This window comes from Paenibacillus sp. LPE1-1-1.1, assembly GCF_040676435.1.
Taxonomy (GTDB): Bacteria; Bacillota; Bacilli; order Paenibacillales; family Paenibacillaceae; genus Pristimantibacillus.
On the sequence record NZ_JBEGHY010000012.1, the window covers coordinates 908633 to 932353 of the forward strand.

A 23721-nucleotide genomic window follows, 5' to 3' on the forward strand; every position below is an offset into this window, starting at 1 on the left:
CTTTTGAGAATGCTCCCTTACAATTGTTAAACTTTTCGGCAGGAATGGACATGTATTTTAATCCTGGCGTTCAGGTCACGAAGTAACTGATGTGCGATCTGGTTTTTCGTCCTTAGCCATTTTGGCTGCACACCTAAATTGTACATAATACAATGCGGCCATCACAACGACCAGAAAGGCAAGTGCTAGGAAAATGTTGCTGTATACGAAAGTGGAGCTATTGTGAGGAATTGGATTTATGTGAAAGGTCGATGTGCCGAAATCCAGGATCTTGCCGATCGCAGCTGTTGATGCAGCCGAAGAAATAAAAGTAATCATGGTGAACAACCCCATTCCTACTCCCAGATGCTCTTGTGATAGCGTTCGTGAAACGGTATTTGACATCGCAATTTGCATGAACGATTGACCCAGGACGCCGAAAATAAGAAAGACCGCAATAAAGACTGGCGACATGCCAACGACTGAAGACAAACAGATGAAGCCGATAATAAGAAGCGCTGACGCTGTATACACCAGGAACGGAATTCCCTTTTCATCCGCTAATTTTCCGCCTCGACGACCCAATAGTGCAGCCATTAGGGCAGACGGCAGCATAACCATCCCGATGAGCACCGGTGATAAATGATTGGCAGAAGAAAGCAGCTGAGGTGTAATGAATGGAATAGCAAAGCTGATCCCGATCATAACGAAAGTCATCATTAGACTGAATGAAAACGGTTTGTTTCGAAATATAGCCGGGTTGATGAACGGAGCTGCGGCATAGCGTATACGTAATAAGAAAAGAGCGAAAGAAATAGCACCCGCCAAGGCGAACCAACTATTAACGTTTGTTAAAGCCAGTAGAAGAATGGCTACTGTGCCCGCCAAAAGAAATCCGCCTATGAAATCCATTTTGCCGGCGGCTCCCTTTTCATCCTCCAAATATTTTCGATACATGGGCAGCGTAAGCAACGATAATAGCGATATCACAAATAGTACCCGCCAGTTCCACGTACTGCTCACTATCCCAGCAATGATCGGACCGAGTGCCGAACCGAGTGCAAACCCGATTGCGACGGTACCGAGCGCACGACCGCGCCTTTCGGGTGAAAAGTAACGAACTGGCACGATCATAGCAGTCGCCGGGATGACCGATGCGCCAGCCGCCTGTACAATCCGCCCCGCAATGACCATCCAATATTGGGCAGCCACCAAACCGACAACGGATCCAATGGCAAAAAGGATCAGACCAAAGGTCAACAAATTCTTCAAACTGTATCTGTCTGTCAATTTTCCGTAAGTGACCGAGCCAATTGCATATACGATCATATAGCCCGTGATGATCCAGCTCACTTGCGATGGTGAGAGTTGAAACTGATCGCTGATCGTTGGAAGTACAACATTAAACATAGTTGCATTCATGACAGAGATAATGAGTGTAAAGACAAGTAAAACAAGTAATAACTCCCCGTTATTCTTTTGAATGCTTGTATGGGTTTGCATGGGTACGCCTCATTCCTTTAGGACGGTGCTCAACGCCCATTTTGTTGATTTTGCTCCCGCAGCCGCAAATGATCGTATGCTTCAAAATTTTCATGGGCTCCTGGCACATGGGGCATACGCTTTGAGGGGGCGGGTCGTTCTGTGTCACATGCCGAAGCTCACTTTTTTTCATGTCATCGTCTCCTGTGACCTCAAATGACTTGGATTATTTGGTCTCCCCTGTTACCACGAGTACGGCTCTCCCCAGCGTATGGCTCAGCATGGTGAATCCTAAGAACGCCGGCGTGGCGCTAGGGTCGACGCCGATATTCTCGACATCCAGCGCATGAACGATAAAATAATACCGATGAGGACCGTGTCCCGCTGGGGGCGCCGCACCGATAAACCGTTGGAGCCTCAAATCGTTCGGCAGCTGCAGGGCGCCTTTCGGTAAGCCGCTGCCGTACTCGTCACCTGCACCGGTCGCAAGTTCGGTGACGCTGGCAGGGATGTTAATGACGGCCCAGTGCCATAATCCCGATCCGGTTGGGGCGTCTGGGTCATATGCTGTTACGGCGAAACTCTTCGACCCATGGGGTGCACCCGACCATTTCAAATGGGGTGAAAGATCTTTGGCACCTTCCACACCTGACATACCTGAGTACTGCTGTGGCGGTAGGGGAAGGCCCTCGATAATGTCGTTACTTACCACCTGAAAGGCTGCGACTTCCGGTAATTTGGCTAATGGATTGTTGTTCATTGTAAAATTCCTCCTTTTTGTCGATACAAATTCGATTATATATACAATAATCGATTCTGTAAACATAAATCGTTTAGTTGTTAGATTATTGAATTTTACCTTTGTTTTTTGTGAATTTAGGTGTAAACTAGATAAAATGTGTGTAATCCTAATGTGCATGAAGGATGGTGCTGGCTGCATGGCCAAAAGAAACGGTTCGTCTACTTTAAGCGAGAATGTCACGAAGAAATTGCAGTCCGATATTCTGGCCGGACAATATGAACCGGGTTTTCCATTAACCGTTTCGGAATTAGCCAAAGGTTTCGAGGTCTCGGTTGCTGTCGTTCGAGAAGCACTGACCCGGTTGGCGACTCAAGGCCTCGTCCTGCAAAACCCTAACCACGGATTCTCAGTGAAGAGGGCGTCGGAAGAAGAACTGAATAACATCGTACGGGCGCGTTCGATTAATGAATCCGAAGCCTTACGCCTATCCATCGCCTGTGGCGATCTTACATGGGAATCCAATGTAATTGCCGTTCACCACAAATTATCGCAGACAGCCGAGTACAAGGAAGCAAATGACAAGCTTGTCATTAGTGAAGAGTGGTCCGAGATCCACCGTCAATTTCATTACGAGCTTATCGCCGCATGTCCCAATCCAATTCTGTTAGATATCTGCAGGCGCCTGTGGGATTTGAGTGAATTTTATCGGCATTGTTCGCCCCTGCAACAGCAAGTTCGCGATGGGCGTGCTGAACATAAGGCATTAGCTGATGCCGTTATTAGCCGCGACAGCGATCTTGCCGTCAAGCTCTTTAGAACGCACATCCAGCTCACCGCGGATAAATTGTTTGACAACCGTTAAGTGGTTTAGGTTGACTCTTGGTCTTTGAGGACGTTGTTTCTGAGGGGACTTGGATTGGGATCGTTTAACGCATAACAGATGGGCAGCAGCTCCTTGCCCACAATCGGCTGAAGAAGGCAACAATCGATGGAGAACCAAAAACATCGCCGCGAGTTGACTACGCTGCTCGTCTGTAAGTTTAGGTGGTTGTCCGGGGTGCAAAGTGCCAACGTACGGTAACACTAGAGAAGTTGTTCGGAGCCATTAACTATGAAACTGGACAGGTACATCATCGGGAAGAAGAAAAAGCTGATGTGGTCGCCTTCATTCGGTTTCTAGAGGATCTTCTCTCTGCTTATCCGAGCGGAAAAATAGCTATGATTTTGGACAACAGCCGTATTCATTATGCTAGTGCGCTGCAACCTTTTTTAAGGAAAAACCTGCGCCTGCAGTTGGTCTTTCTGCCACCGTACAGCCCTAATCTTAACCCTGTCGAAGGATTGTGGCTGTGGCTTAAAGCCGATGTGGTCAACAACGTCTTTTTTGAAAAAATCTATAAGATAAAGCTTCATGTGAGTCAGTAGTAGTAGATCTTATAAAAAACTAAGCATATATTGTACTTGGTTCTAAAATATATAAAACCGAAAGTACCCAACTTTGCTCATTGCAAGGTTGGGACTTTTTCATTTTGTTCTTTTTGGGCGGTATGATGAACCAGCTGCCAAGTTCATTAAACAACTTTATTTTCATTTCGGGCATTTTGCATGCCTCTGATTAAACAACTTTATTTTCGAGATATCTACCGCGGCACAACTTAAAGTCGCCTCGATTAAACAACTATAATATAATTGACGCCGATTTTGATGTCCCGAAAACCCTTGATTTTACTAGACCTTCGTTAACATCTTTATTTTCTGTCACCAAGTGAAGTATATCGGACTCCCTTTACTGATGTGGGAAAATAAAGTTCTTTAATTGAAAATAAAGTTTTTTAATGATAAATAAAGTTCTTTAATTTAAGGGAATTATCTATTTATCTGTGACAAGTAGGGGCGATCAGTTTTAGCGACGAGTTACAGACCCCAGGAGAACGTCCGATCAGCCCCGGCTACTGAGAAATACACCACCAAGACAAAAGTGTTCAGTAAAAACTGGTTGACCTCATATTAACCGCCAACGCGATTTTGCCATTCCCCTCCCCCATTTTGCCCTAGCCGCTGCTGATATTCGCTCGGTAACATGCCGGAGTAGCGGACGAACAGGCCTCCGTATTGCAGCCGACCAGCTCGGCGATTACCACTGAACTTCCGCGAATCGAGAAGCGGGCTCTTCATATTTTCAGACCACACACATAGTGTTCCCAACGCACCAACCCTAAAATCTAGTAACCTTCACCTGAAATCTAGCGGATATATTACATGACGGGTTCTTTCATATAATGTTTACGAAGTCCAGCAATTACCACGATCAAGCTCATCACCACCAGCGGGTGAATACTCAGTACGGGAAGCACCAAGAAAAGTACCGGCCAGCAAGGCGAATATAGGTGTCTGCCAATCGCCATGTTAAAGAAACCGAAGGACAAAACAAATCAGTAAATGCATAAGTGTCGGTGCTTTCCCGCCTTTATTTTTTTGCTGATTTGAGAAACGGGGGACTTCTATGCCAAGACCGGGGATCAAGCACCACAACGCGAAGGATATACCTGCGATCGCCCAGCTCAAACACGACTACGACAACCTTCTGGCGGCGTATCGTCTACAGGACGAAGAAGTAAAGCGGCTGTACGCCGAATTTCGCAGGCTGAATAAGCGGCTGGAAGCGAAAAAACCATTAATGGAGGATTAGCCAATGAAAGCAACGATGTACGGCATCGAGCTCGAAGGCACGCCAATGGAAATCGCGGAATTTGAAGATGCGTATTGAAACTTGGCTCAAAATGCAAGCACGCGTGACGAATCGGACTCTATTCAAGGCATCTCCTTGGTGGCTAATATCGGAAACGACAACGACAACGACGACGGATTCGACGGGTAAAAATCCATGAAGCGCCGGTATCGGTCCGATCGCAGGCGGAATCGCGATGACTTGCTGCTGAATCGCCGCCCTACCTCCATCACTGCGCTCCGCCCGCTCGGTTCGGACAGACGAATAATGAATGAGTTACTATGAGTCCCAATGCACAATTCAAGAGATGGATTCATTTATAAGAGAGGTTGAGGTGAATCTTTCATGTTCAGGCAATTAGAATGTTTCATTCAAATTTGCAAAGAAGGAAGCTTTACTAAGGCTGCAGAAGTTTTAATGACTTCTCAACCTACTTTAAGTCAACAGATCCGCTTTCTAGAGGTAGAAGTTGGAACCCCTTTGTTCGAGAGAGTTGGTAGAGGGGTAAAGATTACAGCTGACGGGGAAATACTTTACGAAAAAGCTCTTTCCGTGATGAGGCTCATTGAAGAATCGAAGAAAGAAACTTACGAGTTACGCTATGCTCGGACAAATAAACTTTCGATAGGCATTTCGCCCATGGACTTTTTTTGTTTAATACCCCGTTTTTTGAAATTCCATGAACAGTATCCTGACATTACATTAAAATTTGCCAGTATAGAAAATACATCGCAGCAATTATTGAATAGTAGTATCGATATTGGCATTACCGATAATTATGATCCAAACAAAGAAATTCATATGATGCACCTGTATAAAGAAGAACAAGCATTGGTCGTTTATGCGGATCATCCATGGGCAGATCGAACCTTAGTTTCTTTTCAAGAGCTAGAAGATTTAGAATCTTTCTTATTTGTTGGGGATATAAGTTTAATCGAGCATCTTCATACATTCAGCGCTAAAATCGCCAAATCCTTACAATCAAAGTTTGAGTCATCTTCCACTGCTATTCTTCTTTCTATGGTAATGCAAAAGATGGGGGTAGCTATTTTACCTGCTTCTTTAATTGAAAACTTTTCTGGTCAGCGATTGAAAATGATTCGTCTCGTAGATCCAACGCCTATACGTGAGATCAAGCTTGTTTTTAAAAAGTATCATTACAATAATCCTTCTGTTCAGAAATGTATCGATTTTTTTCTGGAATAATCAAAAAAGTTGGCAGACAACGGCCATCGTAAATAGGGCGATAGGTTTCGTTATTGCCGTTTGCGGGGGTTGCATAATATAATCCCGATCACGCATTGAAGACAGCTGCCGTACAAATATGAAAGAGATCGCTTTCCACCTGGACAGAAAATGAGGAGGTGTGATCTGTTATTTTTATGCGCAGTTGATATTTGGAAAGAGCATCTTACGACGCTGGAGATTATGAATCATAACTAGAACATCATAGCTAACGAAAGCGAGCAAGACGAAGGAATATTTCCTTGTCGTACTCGCTTATTCGCGTTGGCGACGTAGGAAACCCAATATATAGTAACCCTACCATGTAAGCTCTTTCTTTTGCTTGCAATAACCTTTATACTAATTGAGGTTTCTGACCAGCGTAATCCTGCTTTAGTAGGGGGAATACTCCAAAAATAGGATTCTAAGTTCACCACTGCGCAGACGAAGGAGAATTATGAATGGATAAAATGCGTAAATCAGCAATACTGTTATTAGCTCTGGTGATGTGTTGGATGTTAGCGGCTTGTTCTGGGAACAACGGCACATCGAGCAATGGCACTACTGAAGATCCGAATTTCAAGGCCAAACTTATGGAGGCAGATGCTTCTCGAACGAAGCTTTCTCCGGATGAGCCTGCCTGGAAGCAGGACACGACACCGATTACGTTTGACTGGTATATCAATTTCGATTGGTTCACCAGCAAGTGGGGAGGAAACGTCGTTTCCGATTATATAACGAAGAAGACGGGCGTCAGCTTGAACTTTATCGTGCCTGCTGGCGACGCCAGCGAGAAGCTCAACACGATGATGGCAGCAAGGTCGCTTCCTGACTTCATCACGCTAGGCTGGTACGAGGATTCCGTGCTGAAGATGATCAAAGGAGATATGGTGCTTCCATTGAATGAGCTAGCGGATCAGTATGATCCTTATTTCTTTAAAGTCGCAGACCCCGCGAAGCTTAGCTGGTATACACAGGCTGACGGCAATGTGTATGGCTACCCTAATGCATCTTCATCCCCTATGGATTATCAAAAATATGGTCAGCTTTTTACGTCTAATCAGACCTTTGTTGTTCGGAAAGACATGTATGAAGCACTTGGGAAGCCGGATATGAGCACGCCGGAAGGGTTTCTCGGCGCGCTGAAGGCTGCTAAGGAGAAGTTTCCGGAAGTGGACGGCCAGCCGCTCATTCCGATCGGCCTGCATGAATTTACGGAAACCGGCAACTATTCACTGGAAGCGTATCTTCAGAACTTTCTAGCAATTCCACAGCAGAAAAACGGCAAACTGTACGACCGTCGAAGCGATCCAACCTATCTGAAATGGCTGAAGGTGTTCCGCCAAGCGAATGAGGACGGGCTGATGCCGACAGATGTCTATATTGATGAAAAACGACTGGAAAAGGATGAAAAAATATCGCAAGGGCGCTATTTTGCCATGCTGTATCAGTGGTCTGATTTTACAGAGATTAACCAAGCGTTGTATCAGAAGGACCCGAATAAGGTGTATATCGCGATTGATGGTCCGGCGAATGATGCGCATGATGCGCCAACACTTGCAGGAAATGGAATCTCCGGTTGGACGGTGACGCTCATCTCGAAGAATGTCAAGGATAAGAAGCGGGCAATTGCCTTCCTTAGCTATTTGCTCAGCGAAGAGGGAAACAAGGATCTGTACTTAGGAGAGAAGGGCGTTACCTACGATACGATAGACGGCAAAGATCAGTTCCTGCCGGAGATCATGCATCTGCTCAACACCGACCGCCAAGCGTTCGATAGCAAATATGGCAGTTCTTATATGTACTGGATGCTAATGGATACAAACATGAAACTAGCATGGATGACGGGGATGGATGCTGATCCTGCCAAACAAATTGCCGATTGGACGAGGGGCAAGACAATCAGCATGAGCGAGTTCGACAATCTGGATCCGGACCCGACGACGAAGGAAGGTATTGCCGAAGACCTAAACGTGCGGCTCTGGGCCGAGACGCTGCCGAAGCTGCTGATGTCCAAGTCGGATGCTGAATTCGATCAACTGTTCACCGAATTCATGAACAGCATTACCGAGGATCCCGAGTATGAAGCCATCGTAGCTAGCCGCCAAGCAGCCTATGAACGAAATGTACAGAAGCTGAAGTCGTCGCTCAATCAATAGTTCTATAGAGGAAGCAGTAGGATGTGAAGCAGGAGATGGGATTCGCTGCAATCCGTCGGTTATTGGGGATACGTGCATTTACGTTTAAACTTTCGCTTCAAGTCAAACTGATTCTGTCATTTGTGTTCGTTATCATCATACCGGTTGTTTTATTCTCCTGGTATACGATCAATGAAGAGTCCGCCAAGGCAATGAAAGAATTGACGAAGAACAACGAGAATGCGCTGGCGGTCGAGAAGACGAATATTGAGAATAACATGGAGCTGATGGGATGGACCGGTCAGCTTGCGTTATCCAATCGGGAAATGAACAATTATCTGCAAATTGAACAAATTCAAGATGCAGCGCGTGTTCTACATATAAAGTATAATGTGGTCAACAGCTTTCAATATTTTCTGTTCAACAATCCACGAATTGCGAATGTCCGGTTGTTCACGGACAACCCTTATGTGAATGAGATTTGGCCAGTCATCTTACAGGAATCACGTATTCAGGACAAGCCTTGGCATGATGAGGTGATGAAGCAGAGCGGTTTGCCCTGGTGGGAGATACAGGAGAACGTCGCCCTCACCGGTGCGCCTTCCGAACCATCGCCGAATGAGCCCTTCATGACGTACTTCAAGGAATTCAAATATGCGGACAACGCAACACATAATGGGATTCTAGAGATATCGATGAAGCTGTCGAATTTCTTCTCTCGAACGTTCAGTAGTGTGCAGGACATGAACTCCCAGTTGATCGTAGTAGCAAGGAGCGGACAGGTATTCAGCTTGAAGGCTTCACCTGTGTTCGAACAGCACAGCGCGGAGCAATTGATGAACAGCGTGAAGCTGACGAGTAATACAGATCACGAGACGGTACAATTCAAGGTTAATGGGCAGTCCTACTTGGCAATTCAGAGTTACATTCCATCGATCGACGTACATCTGGTCAATATGGTTAGTCTTGCGGACACGATTGAAGGCATTCACCATTCGAGAGTTCGTTATATTGTACTTATTTCGTTACTAGTGGCATTTCTCGTACTGCTGTCTTACTCGATGCAGGCGATGATTTTGCGCAGGCTTAAGGTGTTAAGAGAATCGATGAAACAGGTAAGAAGCGGTAACTTCGACGTCGAGCTGCCGCAGATTACCGGTACCGATGAGGTAGGAGAGCTGGGCTTGCACTACAGTAAGCTCATTCTGAAGATTAACGAGCTTATTCAAGAACAGGCAGCTAGGCAGGCGGCAGGCAAAGAAGCCGAGCTTCGGGCGCTGAAGAACCAGATAGATTCCCATTTCCTCTACAATACGCTGGAGAACGTTAAGATGCTGGCGGAGATTGAAGGGCAGTACCTTATATCGGACATAATGACCTCGCTAGGCGGTATGATGCGGTATTCGATGGAATGGAAGCGGGATCACGTGATGCTCAGCAATGAGATTCAGCAGGTCCAGCATTATGTATCCGTCATGAACATCCGTTATGATGGAAGACTTGATCTCCGATTGTCGATTGCACCGGAATGCCTCAAGCAGGAATCGCTCAAAATGTCACTGCAGCCCGCAGTCGAGAATGCAATCAAGCATGGGATGAGCCGCATGCATTCCAGCGACGGAAATCTTGTCATTACGATCTCTGCCGTCCGGCGTGATCAAGCTTGTGTCATAGAGATCACTGACAGCGGCTGCGGCATACCGGAAGAGAAGCTGGGCTTATTAAATCGAATGCTACGAATGGAAGAGTCCGCTTACCAGGATGTCCGGCAATTATTCATTCGCAAAAATAACCAGGACGGCAATGGAATTGGTCTGCGCAATGTGGACCAACGCTTAGTGATGAGCTATGGGACGGAATATGGGATTCAGATCGAGAGTCAGGAAGGAAGCTATACACGCATAATCATGATTTTGCCGTATCGGGTCATGGAAGGGGGATTAGACATCTATGATTAGCATGCTGATCGTCGACGATGAGAAAATCATTCGGAGGGGCTTGCAAGCGGTGATTGAGAGACAGTTTCCTAATCTGTTCAACTACCGATTTGCCGAGAATGGACAAGAGGCGCTGGAGCTGCTTAGCCAGGAGCCTGCGGATATAATGTTCACAGATATCCGAATGCCAATTATGGATGGGATCGAACTGCTCGAGCAACTGCAAGAGCATCCCGTAAGGCCCGAGATTGTACTGCTGTCTGGCTATAATCAGTTCGTATATGCACAGAAAGCGATTCGCTTTGCTGTGAAGGAATATCTCGTGAAGCCTGTGATACGGGAGGAGTTGTTCGCCGTCCTGGAGCGATTAATGCAGGACATAAGGATGAGAGAAGAGCGAGCAGACAAGGCGGGCGAAGATGCCAGCCTTGTTGCTGCCGAGCTAGTTACCCAGCATTTGACCCAAAAGGATGTGGATGATGCAATAACACAAAACATGCTGAAGCAGGCCGGCTTTAGCTGGTTGGATGCAGGATATACGCTGGGCTTGCTTACGCGACGCGGTGGAGGATCACAGCCTAGCAGTACGGATGCTGCTTCTTTCAGGAATCAAATCACTGAGCTGTTACAAGGGCATATGGATTGGATGCTCACGCGTGATGGAGAAGGCGGCACGATTATGATCGTACGCGATCCGGTTATGTTCTACCAGTTGTCGGAACGGTGGAGGTTGAGTGTATATGAGTCACAGCTGCGAATCGCGATTAGCGAGTCTGTTCAAGGGATAGAGCAGATAAGGCGGGCATACAGCCAAGCGAAGCAAACCTTGAAATACAGAATTGTGCTTCCAGAACTCGATGTGCTGGACTACACCAGCATAAGTGAGCGCAATGAGCGGCATGTCGTTCCTGTTGAGTTGATTCAACGAATATTGAATCTCATCGGAATGAAACGCGGGGATGAAATCAAACAGCTTCTCGATCAAATTCTAGATGTTCGTATCATTAGCTGCTGTGAAATCGGCTACCTGGAACGGATCAGCCAACTGCTCAATGAAGAGCTGTTCGACAAGGTGTTCCGCATCTACGGAAATAAAGTGCTTGGCCTATTAATGCCGTACTCCAATGTTGGCCATATCGGGAATTTCGATCGATTTGAACATTATTATGCAGCTGTGGAGCAGCTTCTCGATAGTCTGGATCGGTTCATTCAAGATCGGAGAGAGCAAGCCCCGACGGAACAAAATACGATGCAAAAAGTTCTCGCCTACTTGCAGACGCATTATACCGACGATTTGAACATGGCGGTCGTGTCCAACCATTTCTCACTCAATTACTCGTATTTCAGCCAAGCCTTCCAAGAATATAGCGGTGAGAGTTTCTCGAACTATGTTCGCCGGTTAAGGCTGGACAAGGCGAAGGAACTGTTGGTGCACTCCGATTTGAAGGTGTACGAAATCAGTGATCAGGTTGGATTCGAAAATGTGAAGCATTTTACGAGAATATTTAAGGATACCGAAGGCATCACAGCGCTGGAATTCCGAAGCCAGCGAAGGCTGTTTGAAACCTAAAATGGCTTCAAGGTGAATGTTTCCGTCCAGTTGCTTTAACAGACATGCGTCCGTTCGACAAGTGAAAGCTCGAGTGTGGCTGCGACGTAGTCGGCAAGTAATTGTCCGGTGGCCCCGAGTATAACGTCTCATACGCCTTAGTTCATATACTCGCCGACTCGGACACATGCTGTACGTTGGGGGTTGCCTCCAACTTTCTCATCTGCTCATCTGTAAATACGGCTCGATTCAACTTCCCCATTTTCGTCTCGTTCCTCATCCTTACCTAGATTGAAACACAAATGACCCACAAGAGGGTCACTTTTTTTCAATGTGTCCTTCTTATGGGCCACAGTTCACACCTTTTCATCAATTTAATGGGTACTTGTTTATTTTAACTCTCCTCTTTAGTCCAGTATGAAAAGTCTCGAAAGCGCTTTATATGAAGTAACTGATGATTCCCGTGACTGTTCATTCATTTAGTATTAAGGAAGTGAATCAAAGCGGTATTGAATTCTTCAGGGTGAGTCGCGTTCAAACCATGTGGTCCACCTTCGATTACAACGAGTTGGCTGCCTGCAACAGCTTCATGGGATAGTTGACCGCTTACCTCAAGCGTCACAATCACATCGGAATCACCATGGATAACAAGCAATGGGATATCAAATTTCGCCAAATCGTCACGGAAATCCGTCCGGCCGAAGGCATCAATACAATCCAGCGTCCCCTTTGGTGATGCATAAGAAGCAATATCAAAGTTGTAAGCACGGAAGGACTCGCTGACCAGGTCGGTTCTATCCCCTGCTTTAAAGAAATTGTGAGTGAAGCCGTCAAGGAAGGCGACACGGTCTTTTTTCAAACCATCTTGGAAGCCTTGAATGGTGGCTTCATCCAGACCACCCTCTGGATGCTCGGCAGATTTATAAAAGAACGGCGGAACCGCAGCAGCCAACACGGCTTTTTTGACACGGCTTGTTCCGTATGTGCCAATGTAACGGGCAACCTCTCCGCCACCCATCGAAAATCCGACCAGTGTCACGTCCTTAAGGTCCAGATGTTCGATCAGCTTATGGAGATCCGTCGCAAACGTATCATAGTCGTAACCGTTCCACGGTTGGGAGGATTGTCCGAATCCGCGGCGGTCATAGGTAATCACGCGGTAACCTGCATCGATGAGCGCTGGAACTTGACTCTCCCACGAGCGCCCGCTCAGTGGCCAGCCATGGATCAAAACTACAGGTTTGCCTGCTCCAAGATCCTCAAAATACAATTCAATGGGATGCCCGTTTTCCGTTCCGACTGTTAATTTAGCCATGCTCCATAATTCACTCCTTTAGAATTGTTTTGGGTATAGTACCCTCACTTTAGGCATAATCCACAAGCTAAGACAGTCAAAATTAAATTGTCCTTTTTGGGATGAATATTACTCATGTCCACCAAACATCGTTTGAGCATAAACAACACCCGCACCATAAGCACCACCATGTTGCATAACAATCTCCAAGACTGCATCATACGTTTCTTGACGTGCCCAATCGCGTTGATACTCAAGAAGAACAGACATCCAAGTAACGGGAATTGCTCCCGCTTGTATCATGCGTTGAACGGCTATGTTATGTGCCTCCGTGGTAGTCCCACCTGAAGCGTCCGTTACAATGTATACTTCATATCCATCTTTAATGGCTGAAACTGTAGGGAAAGCGAGACAAACTTCCGTCCAAAGAGCTGCCATAATCAGCTTCTTACGACCTGTTTTTTTCACAGCCGACACGAAGTTTTCGTCTTCCCAAGCGTTCATGTTTGTACGGTCAATTGGTTTTTGATTAGGAAAAACATCTTGAATATGCGGATGAATAGGACCTGAAAATGATTCAGCAGCAACAGTCGTAAGAATAATTGGTGCATTAAAAACTTTAGCCGTTTTTGCAAGTGCAACCGTATTGCTAATGATAGTTTGGCGATCAGCACTTTGTACACCAAATAGCATTTGAGGCTGATGGTCTACAAGAATAATAGCTGAGTTTTCAGCCGTAAGTAAATCTGTCTTTCCGTTAAACATACAAAGATCCCTGCTTTCCCTATTTAATTACAACAGATTTAAAAAAATGGAAATCCTGCTGTGTGTATTCAGTCTATTGAAATATAATCGAACAAACAATCTTCAGTTTTCTATACTATGTATAGGAAAAAACTATAAATATTAAAATTTCAATAAAGTATATACATAAGCAATTCCTATGGCTGTTATAGAGAAAGCCTTATTGTTAGTAAGAATGCCAACTTATAAACTTATGAATAGAAAACTAGCTTGTAAGAACAAAACAATTGAAAGAGTTGAAGGAGGATATGAATATGTGGGGTGCTATGTTTCTGGCTTTAGCTACAGGTATTGTAATTGGAGTTGTTTTTCAATCGTTTCGGATTCCCTCTCCTGCACCGCCTTTTTTGGGGCTGATTGGTCTCCTTGGTATGTTTTTAGGGCAGAGGTTGATTCCATGGATAAAACTTTGGTCTAGCCATAAATAAACAAAAAAAAATGCATAGGAGAACTAAATCATGTCTGAGAAAACAAAAGTAGATGAAGCTAGTTTGGTTATTCATAATGCCAGTATCGTAACGATGGACGATTCCAAACCTACAGCATCGGCAGTTGCAGTTAGGGATGGAAAATTTCTGGCTGTGGGAGATGATGCCGAAATCATGAAATATGTTGGATTATCCACACAAGTCGTGAACGCAAAAAAACGAATGTTAATACCGGGCTTGAACGATTCCCATATTCATCTCATTCGGGGTGGTCTCAACTATAACCTCGAGCTTCGCTGGGATGGGGTGCCGTCAGTAGCGGATGCATTGCGTATGCTGAAAAAGCAGGTTGATCGTACACCAGCACCTCACTGGGTCCGTGTTGTAGGCGGATGGACAGAGTTCCAATTCCTGGAACGCAGAATGCCAACTTTAGATGAAATCAATCGAATTGCTCCAGAAACTCCCGTTTTTATCCTCAATCTTTACCGTCAAGCTTTTTTGAACAAAGCTGCCTTGCGAGTAATCGGGTATACAAAAGATACACCTAACCCACCAGGTGGAGAAATCCAAAGGGATAGTCAAGGTAATCCTACAGGAATGCTCATCGCTCGACCTAATGCAACTATTTTGTATGCAACCTTAGCTAAAGGACCAAAACTCTCATACGAGGATCAACTGAATTCAACCCGTCTGTTCATGAGGGAATTGAATCGATTCGGAGTTACAAGTGTTATTGACGCTGGGGGGGGCTTTCAGAACTATCCCGATGATTATAAGGTTTTTGAAGAGCTTGATAAGCGTGAAGAGATTACGGTTCGAACAGCGTATAATTTATTCACACAGCATCCTAAAAATGAATTGAGTGATTTTAAAGCATGGACCGCGACATCACAGCCTTATACGGGAAGTTCCTACTATCGGCATAACGGTGCCGGTGAAATGCTTGTTTATAGTGCAGCAGACTTCGAAGATTTTGTCGAACCCCGTCCGGAACTTCCAGCTGTATTAGAAGACGAACTATTCGAAGTAACTCAGCATCTCGTTCAACAACGCTGGCCATTTCGTCTTCATGCAACTTATGGAGAATCTATAACTCGTTTTCTCGATGTATTTGAGCAAGTAAATAAAGAAGTTCCTTTTAAAGACTTACGCTGGATTTTGGATCATGCCGAAACGATCCAAGAGAAGGATTTAGAGCGCGTCGTCGCATTAGGTGGTTCGATCGCTGTTCAAAGTCGAATGGCTTTCCAGGGTGAATATTTCGTTGATAGATATGGGGCAAAAGCAGCTGAAAACGCTCCTCCAATAGGTAAAATGCTTACGGCTGGGTTGCGTGTTGGTGTGGGTACAGATGCGACCAGGGTTGCAAGTTATAATCCTTGGGTGGCCCTATACTGGCTAGTGACAGGCAAAACACTGGGGGGGTTAAGCCTGTATCCTGCTTCTAATCGTGTAGAGAGACACCAAGCACTTCAGATGTATACTACGGGGAATGCATGGTTTTCAAAGGAAGAAGATGTAAAAGGGCAAATCAAGAAAGGCCAATACGCTGATCTTACAATTCTTTCTGAGAATTTCTTCAGTGTATCCGAAGAAAATATTAAAAAAATCGAATCCGTCTTTACAGTTGTAGGCGGTAAGATTGTCTACGGTGCTTCCGAATTTCAATCTTTGTCACCAGCAGCTCCCAAAGCAAGTCCAGACTGGTCTCCGCATAATGTCTTTGGAGGCTATTACAAAGGGACCAACTATGGGGGCGGTGGAACAGGCGCCCATACACCTCAACAGGTCCATCATCATAGGTGTAACCATCATAATAGCGGCTTCTGTGACTTGGATTGCTTTGTCTTCTAACTAAAATAACCTAGAGGCAGGTGAGATCATCATGTCCGATGTTACGATCAAAGTTAACGATAATGGACCATTGCGAATAACAGGCAAAGTAGAGATGGTGGATTCGTTGGGTAACCGTTTCGAGACAAAGGAGAGCTTTATCCTTTGTCGGTGCGGATTATCAAATCAAAAGCCTTTCTGTGACTTGACTCACAAAGGTAAATTTGAAAGCGCACCACGTGCTTCATTGAGGACGAGGTCAATATGAGGTACACGGGTGGTAGGCATTTGTCACCTAGAAGAGAGTCAATTACCCGGGAACAGTTAATACAGTTAGTACGAGCAGTATTAAATAAAAAAACAGATTTTATAGCTGGAAAACCCCAAAAATCAATACCCAGTGCTTCAAGCCAAAAGACTTGAAGAAAAACAATCTCGACAACTAAAAAGTGAGATTATCTGAAAACTGTTATATAAACCAAGGGGCTGTCCCATAAGTGACTTATAGGCAGCCTCTTTGTCATTTCTATCAATTATTGTTTTTGCGACGCCTGTTGTGAGGGCTGTCCTTTAAAGCCCTCTTGTACATATGTAACAGGCAATAGAGAAGTGAAGGTGTCTAGAGGTCAGGTGGCTTTCACTTGCTTATAATCTACTCAAGAAAGCTGCAATTGACCGAAATCGAAACGAGGTGTTGCAGGGATAAGCCTCCTGCAACACCTCGTTTTTATTTTGATTTGACTTTTGATACTAGAGAGAAATCCCATTAGTTGACTTATCAATGATTTTTAACGTTAGTTTGCTTGTGCTGATTGATCTGGCTAATGGTATTTTCTTTTTTTTCTAACCGAATAAAGAATGGGACAACCGTGCTTAACAGCAGTAATCCGGCTAACACCTCGAAAGTGAACCTATGACCTTCAGTGTCAATCAAATAAATGGAGATGATAGGGCCAAGCGAGGCTCCAATGAAAAGCATAAACATATGGAAAGAAAGAGCGCTAGCTCTTAACTCTCCAGCTAAAGTACCTATTAATGATAACAAGGCGGGAAGGGCCATAGCTATGCCAGCAGTAAAAATAATACTCGTCAGGATTAATAATGTAAGATTCCCCGAGGTGCCAACCAGGCCTAGACCAATACCGGCCATAATCAAACCACACCACAGAACACTTTTTACGCCAAACCTAGTAACAAGCCCTCCATCAAACGGAGAAATGAACATACCGATGATACCGGCTGCACGAACCCATAGGATTTCCTGGTGGCTCAGGCCGAAGTGAGAGCTGCTTAGATAACTTCCAATCGTGGAGAAAAAACCGACGAGTGAAATAAAGAGAGTGGAGGAAATGATGTAACAGATGGGCAAACTTTTTTTTCTGAAAATACCACCAATGCGCTTTAGAGGAGTGAAAAAGTTGTCCTTCGACTTGTGTGTTATATCATTAGGTATACCTACTGTAATCAAAAAAAGCGAAACAAAATACACGATGCCAAGGATATAAAATACATAATTCCAGCTTAGTCCCATTACGACGGTGCTGCTATAGATCTGTCCAACGATACTGGCCATTAAAAAGGCGGTGCTTATAAATCCGAGGATAGTTACCCTTTTATTATTTGGGAACATCTCCATAGCGTAGGCTAACACAGAAGGCGGAAACATGGATGCTGCCAGTCCCTGTATAACCCTTAGAACAATAAGCCATTGAAACTCATGAACTGTTCCTATAAAAGAGGTTGATACCGTGAGCAAGCCTAACCCGGTTATCATCATTTTTTTTCGTCCATAGCGATCAGAAAGCCCCCCGAACAGGAGTGCTCCACCTGCAAAAGCAAAAGAAAAGGCGCTGCCTGCCCAAGCCGCTTTGGAAGATGAGACCTGGAATACGTCCTCAAATACGGAGAACAGAGGGATCGTTAAATATAGTGAAGAGACGACAATTAATGAACACCAGAATAGTATAAGGGTCGTAAGATTATAACGTGGTGCAATTGGATTCACTGGGTTAATCAAAAGAGCCCCCCCTTTTTTTCAGCATACGTCTCTTTTGTTACAGCTATATTGGTTTCTTTAACATTTAAAAATACGTTGACAGCAAAAACAAGAATTCCACATCCGGCAACGGATTCACCTATGCGTTTTATAGTCGATAACCATTCCTGATCATAGCCGCTTGAAATAAATGATAGCGAGATCAACATGATTGGCAAGCCTGCGCCCTGCAACCAGAAGTGCCATTTAGCTAGTCGGGACTCTGCGGCTTTGGGAAAACGTAGATAAGTAAATCCGCAAAGGGCCAAAGATGCCCATCCGAAAAGATTGGCGTGGGCATGAACGCTAGTCAATCCAAAGTTCAATGTTGCACCCATGTAGATTCCAATGCCAATACCGAGAACAATATAAATAACTGCCATTTTTAAAAAACGTACTCCCATTCAAATTCTCCTTTATATTCGGTGAGATCATTTTCCAGTCGAGGAGTTCTATAACCAAGAACTAGATATGTAACACCATCGTATAAACGTTGGTTCGTACGATCAATATCGATCTTTCTATGTCTCATATAGCTTTTTCTTATAGTACAAAATCCGCGTATACAGAAGTTTGTTGGGTGTGTTATAGTGGGTCCTGGAATTTAGTGCTAAATTTGAAAGGGGCTTTTTTATGTCTGAAAAACTTACGGAAATGCTAAACATTCAGATCGCGAACTGGAGTCTTATGTTCACCAAACTGCATAACTATCATTGGTATGTCAAAGGTCCACAGTTCTTCACTTTGCATTTGAAGTTTGAAGAACTATACACGGAAGCTGCGATTCATGTGGACAATCTTGCCGAGCGGCTATTGGCTTTAGGCGGCAGCCCTGTAGCGACTTTGCATGGAGTTCTTGAAACCGCAACGGTAAAAGATTCAGTGGGTAATGAGAGCGCTACGGAGATGGTCCGCACGATTGTAGCCGATTTTGGAACTATTGTTAATGAGCTTAAAGAAGGTATGAGCATCGCTAATCGTGAGGACGACGAGACAACCAGTGATATGCTTTTGGCTATTCATTACTCACTTGAAAAGCATGTATGGATGTTGAAATCATTTTTAGGGTAACCTAGGTCCGTTTTTAATTTGTTATTTTATCGTAAAAAGCCGGGGGGGGGGAATCCCGGCTTTTTGTATTGGTACCAATGGGTGGGTTATCGGGCCAAAGATATAGTAAATTCACTATACAGGTATAGAAAAAATGGAATTGTTCGCTCGAACTTTTTTCTCTATGATTTGAATTAGATGTATGTTCAGTTATTCGCATGATCGTAAAATCTAGAAGAAAGGGAGTCTGGTAAAGATGGTTAATATCTTAAAGAAAACAGCTGGCATCCATCATATTACTTGTTTCGTACAAGATGCGCAGAGAAATGTAGATTTCTATGCTGGAGTCCTGGGCCTTCGTCTTGTAAAAAAAACAATTAACTTTGACGCACCCGAAGTATACCATTTGTACTTCGGCAATGAAAAAGGTAGCCCTGGAACTATTATTACGTTCTTCCCGCACGAATTTTCTCGTAAAGGTAGCATAGGAGGAGGACAAGTAGGTACAACAACATACGTAGTACCAATAGGCGCACTTGATTTTTGGAAAGCACGCCTCATAGCGTTCGATATTTCCTTCACAGAAAGTACCCGTTTTTCCGAAAACTATATCGAATTTTTAGATCTTGATGGTCTCCAGTTAGAGATTGTTGAACGTGAAGAAGGAGCTCTCAATACGTGGTCATTCGGAGGTATTCCAACGGATAAGGCTATCAAAGGATTTGGGGGCGCGGTGCTATACAGCACTGCATCCACAAAGACCATGCAGGTTCTTGAGGACGTTTTAGGTCTTGAAAAGGTAGGGCAGGATGGTGACTTTATTCGCTATAAGGCTGAAGGAGACATCGGCAACCTCATTGATGTGAATGCAGAGCCCATGGAATGGGGGATCCCCGGTGCAGGCACCGTTCACCATATCGCGTGGCGAGCCAAGGATATTGAAGACCACAACGCTTGGAGAAGCCGTGTGGAAAGCAGCGGCTTTAATCCTACACCGATTATTGACCGACAGTATTTTCATGCTATCTATTTTCGTGAACAAGGCGGCATTTTGTTTGAAATCGCGACAGATCCGCCAGGTTTCGCAAATGATGAGCCTGAAGATCATCTGGGCGAGGCATTACTGCTGCCATCATGGTTTGAAGACAGCCGTGCTGAAATTGAAAAGAACCTGCCCAATATTCAAGTACGGAAATTGGAGTCAATCAAGCAATGAAACATATTTATAGAAAAGGTTCAAGTCCGAACCTGGTAACATTTCTCTTATTGCACGGTACGGGTGGGACGGAATTCGATCTATTGCCGGTTGCTCATAGAATCTCCCCGACTTCGAATGTCCTTAGTGTGCGGGGGGAGGTTCAGGAGATTGGAATGTCCAGGTTTTTCAGGCGGTTGGCTGAGGGAGTGTTTGATGAGGAAGACCTATTGTTTCGAACTGAAGAGCTGAATGGATTTCTTGATCAAGCATCGAACCAATATGAGTTCGACCGCCAGAATGTAGTAGCGATAGGTTATTCTAACGGAGCCAATATTGCAGGGAGTCTCTTGTTCCATTGCAAGAACGCATTAAGAGGAGCGATTTTATTCCATCCCATGGTTCCTCGTCGTGGTGTAACACTACCAGAATTATCGCAAACACCTATATTCATTGGTGCTGGAATGAATGATTCGATCTCCCCTCCACATGAGACAAAAGAATTACTAACGCTATTGAAAGGTGCAGGCGCCTCCGTTGAAGTGAACTGGGAACAGGCAGGTCATCAGTTAACGCACTCAGAAATCGACGAAGCAGCCGATTGGTACAAAGAACATTTCCTTTCTTAGCTGATCATATATTTTAACATTGGAAGAATGATAGCTTTGCAAACAAACTGAGTCAAGCGGGTGTTCGTGTTACAGCAGTTCATTTCCAAGGAATTATTCATGACTTTGTTATGCTTAGTGCTTTGGCGGATACCGCGGCATCCAGGGGGCTATTGCGCTTGCAAACGCTTGGCTTAAAAAATAAATGGAACGGTAAAGTCTAGACCTAAAAGTGAGCGGCCTTAAAAGGCTAGTTTTCTGGTAGGTCTTTTCTTCACCACAACGGGAGGATATCATGGGTAAAATTGCAATATTTGGGTTCGGTCGAATCGGTCGGCAATTACTTAGAGCAGCACTTCAGGAGGGGCTCTTTGTACCGTATTCTATCTCTGATATTAAAGATGAATCTACACTTGCGGCGCTTTTTGAGGTTGATACGAATTACAAGCGTTGGCAAGAAGTGGTTTCCAGTCGCGAAGGAGCTATTATCATAGGCGGCCGAGAAATTCGGTATATAAATTCGTCCAGCGAAGTTCCTAATTGGAGAGAATTGGGTGTTGAATTGGTGATTGACTGTACGGGGCGTGCTGTAACCAGACCTGTTGCACAATTGCACTTGGATCATGGTGCCAAGCGAGTGCTTGTCAGCGGACCTAGTAAAAGTCTCGAGGATTGCGACGCCGTTTTGCTTAAAGGGATTAATCTGGGCAGCTTCGATCCGGAAAAGCATAAAATTATCAGTATGGCGAGCTGTACAACCAATGCACTGGCACCAGTGGTGAAATTAGTCAGGGAAAACTACGGTATTAAATATGGTTTGTTTTCAACGGTTCATTCGTATACCAATACACAATCATTAACAGATCAGCCGATGAAGGACCGGCGGGATTCTTGGGCAGCAGCTGAAAATATCATTCCATCATCTTCGGGAGCAGCTAAGGCTCTCAAGTTTATTTGGAGTGATCTCCAAATTACTGGAAAGGCCTACCGAATCCCAACTCGCACAGGCAGCATTGCTGAGCTTAATCTAATAACAGAGAAATCATGCTCCGTTCAGGAGATCAATGAAATGTTCCGCCTTGCTGCTAATGAAGGTGAGCTTAAGGGAGTTCTAAACATATTGGAGGGTGAATGGGCCTCTTCCCGTATTGTAGGGGACCCTCATTCATCGATTATTGATCTGCCATTGACGCAAGTGCAGGGCGAGCTTGTATCTGTGGCCGCTTGGTATGATAATGAGTGGGGTTACGCTTCTCGGCTAGCTGAAGTTGCTGCTTTTCTTGTTTCGAAATAGTTTGATATGAACATTAGATAAACCAAAAAAAGAGCAGTTACACAGGCTATGATTAGCTGTGAATAACTGCTCTTTGTTCAATAATAGGCCCCCAGCTAGAAGGGTTACAAAAGTACGCGACTTAATTATGAAGGCCTTTCTACGGAGAGGATATAAGAAGTGTTCTCGCTCAATTAAGATGATTCTTGAGAACGAGTTTGGCATCATCTATAACCTTAAGAAAATCAGAAGGCTTATGAAGAAATTTGCCATCGTATGAGCGTGAAATGTTTAGTAAAGTTGTGAATCAAAAATCAGCCTGATTTAACTATGATTGAACAGTAATTTAACCCGCGGAATAAATCGTTGTCCTAGAAATATACCGAATAGACCTATCAATCCCAACATTGGTGTTGCGGGAGACGCTATACGGAGGGTCTGAAAACAATCGTGATAACGAGACTAGTAACTAATGCTAATAATACAATACAGACCACATAAATTCTTTCTTATAAGACCTTGGACTAATTCTATTAGCAAAACAAGTATCTAACAATATGGTTTTCTCTATATAACATATAGGGAGTACTTATATTAAGTATTCGAACGATCCTATAGTTTCAACCTATAGAACGTATAGAGAAAATAGAATTGATCAATAGATTTAGGTCCAATACTATTAAGGCATGCGACGGACTTCATAACTAGTTATTTGGAATGCCGTCTGTAACTAATAAAAGAAAGGGCGTGCAAAGTGCCGATAGACTAACCGTCATCAATAATACTGTGGGACTGGCTAAAAGGGCAAAAGCATTCAATGCGCCAATTATCTTAACTACTGTTGCGGCTAATACCTTCTCGGGTCCACTCCATCCACAGATTCAAGAAGTTTTTCCTGATCAACAACTTATCGATCGGGCAAATATGAATTCGTGGGAAGAAGACGGAAAACTTTTTAGCAACTGTCAGTAATTATGGACAGTTACGAAGTTTACATCGTAACAGACGCTTCGGCTGGGACACACTGTTCTATTATTTTAATATAAAGGGAGCTAACAACCATGAAAAAATTACTTACAAGCCGCGTAACAACTCTAGCACTTTTAACTGCTATCGTATCTGCAAGCGCATTCGGATCGAATCTCGTTACAAAGGCAGAATCAGTTAATGCTAGTTCACATGTCATTCAAGCAAAGGCGGTTCCGTCTTCAAGATTGCTGACGCCAACGAACCATACCTTGCTCATGATCGATCACCAACCACAAATGGCATTTGGTACATCATCGATTGACATCCAGGTATTGCGCAATAACGTGACAGGACTTGCCAAAGCAGCTAAAGCTTTCAAAGTGCCAACCGTTCTGACTACTGTTGCCGCAGAGTCGTTCAGCGGACCGATTTTTCCGGAAATCCAAGCGG

The 23721-nt window shown here is 44.4% G+C and carries 22 protein-coding genes and 3 pseudogenes; 17 read left to right on the forward strand and 8 right to left on the reverse strand.

All coding sequences use genetic code 11. The features are described from left to right. Window positions 1-75: 75 nt before the first annotated feature. From MRBLPE1_RS14505 to MRBLPE1_RS14515, 3 genes are read right to left on the reverse strand one after another with little or no spacing between them, the layout of a single operon-like run. Complete coding sequence (locus MRBLPE1_RS14505) at window positions 76-1482, reverse strand: MFS transporter (RefSeq protein ID WP_364146369.1); 1407 nt, start codon at window positions 1480-1482, stop codon at window positions 76-78. Continuing rightward, complete coding sequence (locus MRBLPE1_RS14510; RefSeq protein ID WP_364146370.1) at window positions 1451-1654, reverse strand: hypothetical protein; 204 nt, start codon at window positions 1652-1654, stop codon at window positions 1451-1453. The genes MRBLPE1_RS14505 and MRBLPE1_RS14510 overlap by 32 nt, the downstream gene beginning before the upstream one ends. A gap of 33 nt (window positions 1655-1687) precedes the next feature. Continuing rightward, entirely contained in the window at window positions 1688-2116 is a 429-nt protein-coding gene (locus tag MRBLPE1_RS14515) for a YbhB/YbcL family Raf kinase inhibitor-like protein (RefSeq protein WP_364146372.1), read from the reverse strand. A gap of 283 nt (window positions 2117-2399) precedes the next feature. Between MRBLPE1_RS14515 and MRBLPE1_RS14520 the strand changes: the two genes are divergently transcribed. From MRBLPE1_RS14520 to MRBLPE1_RS14550, 7 genes are all read left to right on the forward strand, one after another. Beyond that, window positions 2400-3065 (forward strand): GntR family transcriptional regulator, encoded by a 666-nt coding sequence (locus tag MRBLPE1_RS14520; RefSeq protein ID WP_364146374.1) that lies wholly within the window; start codon window positions 2400-2402, stop codon window positions 3063-3065. A 230-nt stretch (window positions 3066-3295) separates the two neighbouring features. Continuing rightward, entirely contained in the window at window positions 3296-3628 is a 333-nt protein-coding gene (locus tag MRBLPE1_RS14525) for a transposase (RefSeq protein WP_364146376.1), read from the forward strand. Between the two features lie 1078 nt (window positions 3629-4706). After that, complete coding sequence (locus MRBLPE1_RS14530) at window positions 4707-4892, forward strand: hypothetical protein (RefSeq protein WP_364146378.1); 186 nt, start codon at window positions 4707-4709, stop codon at window positions 4890-4892. A 384-nt stretch (window positions 4893-5276) separates the two neighbouring features. Beyond that, window positions 5277-6137 carry a LysR family transcriptional regulator gene (locus MRBLPE1_RS14535; RefSeq protein ID WP_364146379.1) on the forward strand — a complete coding sequence of 287 codons (861 nt, stop codon included), beginning with the start codon at window positions 5277-5279 and terminating at the stop codon, window positions 6135-6137. A 479-nt stretch (window positions 6138-6616) separates the two neighbouring features. Then, complete coding sequence (locus MRBLPE1_RS14540) at window positions 6617-8314, forward strand: extracellular solute-binding protein (RefSeq protein ID WP_364146381.1); 1698 nt, start codon at window positions 6617-6619, stop codon at window positions 8312-8314. 35 nt (window positions 8315-8349) lie between these two features. Further along, window positions 8350-10251, forward strand: a complete 1902-nt coding sequence (locus tag MRBLPE1_RS14545) for a sensor histidine kinase (RefSeq protein WP_364147304.1) — start codon at window positions 8350-8352, stop codon at window positions 10249-10251. Beyond that, entirely contained in the window at window positions 10244-11800 is a 1557-nt protein-coding gene (locus MRBLPE1_RS14550; RefSeq protein ID WP_364146383.1) for a response regulator, read from the forward strand. Before MRBLPE1_RS14545 ends, MRBLPE1_RS14550 begins: the two co-directional genes overlap by 8 nt. Before the next feature lie 454 nt (window positions 11801-12254). Here MRBLPE1_RS14550 and MRBLPE1_RS14555 read toward each other — a convergent pair whose 3' ends face one another. Further along, window positions 12255-13094, reverse strand: coding sequence for an alpha/beta fold hydrolase (locus MRBLPE1_RS14555; protein ID WP_364146385.1), 840 nt, complete (start codon window positions 13092-13094; stop codon window positions 12255-12257). A 108-nt stretch (window positions 13095-13202) separates the two neighbouring features. Beyond that, window positions 13203-13838 carry a hydrolase gene (locus MRBLPE1_RS14560; protein ID WP_364146387.1) on the reverse strand — a complete coding sequence of 212 codons (636 nt, stop codon included), beginning with the start codon at window positions 13836-13838 and terminating at the stop codon, window positions 13203-13205. A gap of 293 nt (window positions 13839-14131) precedes the next feature. Here MRBLPE1_RS14560 and MRBLPE1_RS14565 point away from each other — a divergent pair, with 293 nt between their 5' ends. Genes MRBLPE1_RS14565 through MRBLPE1_RS14575 form a run of 3 tightly spaced genes read left to right on the forward strand, consistent with a single transcriptional unit; the run spans window position 14132 to window position 16409 of the window. After that, on the forward strand, window positions 14132-14305 hold the full coding sequence (locus MRBLPE1_RS14565; RefSeq protein ID WP_364146389.1) for a XapX domain-containing protein: 174 nt from the start codon (window positions 14132-14134) through the stop codon (window positions 14303-14305). Between the two features lie 30 nt (window positions 14306-14335). Next, entirely contained in the window at window positions 14336-16162 is a 1827-nt protein-coding gene (locus MRBLPE1_RS14570; protein WP_364146390.1) for an amidohydrolase, read from the forward strand. Between the two features lie 31 nt (window positions 16163-16193). Further along, window positions 16194-16409 (forward strand): CDGSH iron-sulfur domain-containing protein, encoded by a 216-nt coding sequence (locus MRBLPE1_RS14575; protein WP_364146392.1) that lies wholly within the window; start codon window positions 16194-16196, stop codon window positions 16407-16409. Between the two features lie 510 nt (window positions 16410-16919). Here MRBLPE1_RS14575 and MRBLPE1_RS14580 read toward each other — a convergent pair. Continuing rightward, a complete protein-coding gene (locus MRBLPE1_RS14580) occupies window positions 16920-18158 on the reverse strand; it encodes an MFS transporter (protein WP_364146394.1) in 1239 nt (412 codons plus the stop codon). Beyond that, entirely contained in the window at window positions 18155-18580 is a 426-nt protein-coding gene (locus MRBLPE1_RS14585) for a hypothetical protein (protein WP_364146396.1), read from the reverse strand. The genes MRBLPE1_RS14580 and MRBLPE1_RS14585 overlap by 4 nt, the downstream gene beginning before the upstream one ends. A gap of 229 nt (window positions 18581-18809) precedes the next feature. Here MRBLPE1_RS14585 and MRBLPE1_RS14590 point away from each other — a divergent pair, with 229 nt between their 5' ends. The 6 genes and pseudogenes from MRBLPE1_RS14590 (at window position 18810) to MRBLPE1_RS14610 (ending at window position 22582) form a co-directional block, all read left to right on the forward strand. Next, window positions 18810-19247 (forward strand): Dps family protein, encoded by a 438-nt coding sequence (locus MRBLPE1_RS14590; protein ID WP_364146398.1) that lies wholly within the window; start codon window positions 18810-18812, stop codon window positions 19245-19247. Window positions 19248-19482: 235 nt separating this feature from the next. Then, on the forward strand, window positions 19483-20442 hold the full coding sequence (locus MRBLPE1_RS14595; protein WP_414698872.1) for a ring-cleaving dioxygenase: 960 nt from the start codon (window positions 19483-19485) through the stop codon (window positions 20440-20442). Beyond that, window positions 20439-21050: an alpha/beta hydrolase gene (locus tag MRBLPE1_RS14600; RefSeq protein WP_364146400.1), complete on the forward strand. Its 612-nt coding sequence runs from the start codon at window positions 20439-20441 to the stop codon at window positions 21048-21050. Before MRBLPE1_RS14595 ends, MRBLPE1_RS14600 begins: the two co-directional genes overlap by 4 nt. 35 nt (window positions 21051-21085) lie before the next feature. Continuing rightward, window positions 21086-21234, forward strand: a pseudogene (locus MRBLPE1_RS33155) (esterase); the annotation flags it as partial. A 90-nt stretch (window positions 21235-21324) separates the two neighbouring features. After that, window positions 21325-22323 (forward strand): type I glyceraldehyde-3-phosphate dehydrogenase, encoded by a 999-nt coding sequence (locus MRBLPE1_RS14605; protein ID WP_364146402.1) that lies wholly within the window; start codon window positions 21325-21327, stop codon window positions 22321-22323. A 58-nt stretch (window positions 22324-22381) separates the two neighbouring features. Further along, window positions 22382-22582 carry an IS3 family transposase gene (locus tag MRBLPE1_RS14610; RefSeq protein WP_364146404.1) on the forward strand — a complete coding sequence of 67 codons (201 nt, stop codon included), beginning with the start codon at window positions 22382-22384 and terminating at the stop codon, window positions 22580-22582. Between the two features lie 44 nt (window positions 22583-22626). Here the strand turns inward: MRBLPE1_RS14610 and MRBLPE1_RS14615 are convergent. Beyond that, window positions 22627-22734 (reverse strand): annotated as a pseudogene (locus MRBLPE1_RS14615) (DUF1427 family protein); the annotation flags it as partial. Between the two features lie 629 nt (window positions 22735-23363). Here MRBLPE1_RS14615 and MRBLPE1_RS14620 point away from each other — a divergent pair. Continuing rightward, window positions 23364-23721 (forward strand): annotated as a pseudogene (locus tag MRBLPE1_RS14620) (hypothetical protein); the annotation flags it as partial.